The following is a 1,026-nucleotide window of genomic DNA, read 5'->3' as shown; positions in this document are numbered from 1 at the left end:
CGCGTACTGGAAGTCCCCGAAGGCCCCGCAGCCGACGAGGTGCTACCGAACCGCCGCCACACCGGGCCTCGGCACCCGTACGCCGATGCGTGTGCACACAAGGAGGCGACCATGCCGATCATCTCGACCCCCCAGGCGTTCAACCAGGACGATCTCTACATCGACCTCCAGGCGATCACCGGACACCGGCTGTTCCTGAAGTGCGAAGGGTTCAACTTCGCCGGGTCGATCAAGCTCAAGGCCGCGAACGCGATGGTCGAGGCTGCCGAACGCGACGGCCTGCTCTCCCAGGGCTCCGTCCTGGTCGAATCCTCCTCCGGCAACCTCGGCGTGGCACTGAGCATGATCGCGGCCAGCAAGGGCTACCGGTTCGTGTGCGTGACGGACTCCCGCTGCAACCTGGCGACCCGGCTGCTCCTGGAAGCCCTGGGCAGCGAGGTCCACGTCATCACCGAGCCCTCCCCCGACGGCGGCCTGCTCGGCGCCCGTATCGACCACGTCCGCGCCCTGTGCGCGTCCGACGACCGCTATGTCTGGCTCAACCAGTACACCAACCCCAACAACCACACGGCCCACTACCGCACCACCGCACCGGCGATCGCCCGGGCCTTCCCCGACCTCGACGTGCTCTTCGTCGGGGCCGGCACCACCGGGACCCTGATGGGGTGCGCCCGCTACTTCCGCACCTGGCACCGCCCGGTTCACATCGTCGCGATCGACGCGGAGGGCTCAGCCACCTTCGGGCGGCCGCCCAGCCGCCGCATGATCCCCGGCCTCGGGACCAGCATCCGCCCCCCGCTCCTGGACCCCTCCTACATCGACGACGTGGTCCACGTCGACGAAGCCGACACGATCCGCACCTGCCACCAACTGGCCCGCCACGGCTTCGTCTTCGGCGGCTCCACCGGGACCGTGGTCAACGGCGCCGCCCAGTGGCTGGCCGAGTGGGACCGGCCGGTGACCGCGGTCGCCATCGCCCCCGACCTCGGGGAGCGCTACCTCGAACCCGTCTACCGGGCCGACTGG

1 protein-coding gene is annotated in these 1,026 nt (G+C 70.0%); it reads left to right on the top strand.

What is annotated here, in order from left to right; translation table 11 throughout:
* Positions 1-111: 111 nt before the first annotated feature.
* A partial coding sequence (gene sbnA / locus AB0O29_RS36420; RefSeq protein WP_365160855.1) for a 2,3-diaminopropionate biosynthesis protein SbnA occupies positions 112-1,026 on the top strand: 915 nt, incomplete at its 3' end.

This window comes from Streptomyces sp. NPDC089915, from assembly GCF_040684675.1.
In the GTDB taxonomy this organism is placed as follows: Bacteria; Actinomycetota; Actinomycetes; order Streptomycetales; family Streptomycetaceae; genus Streptomyces.
Note: the sequence above shows the minus strand (reverse complement) of the source record. Positions and strands in the feature narration are given on the sequence as shown.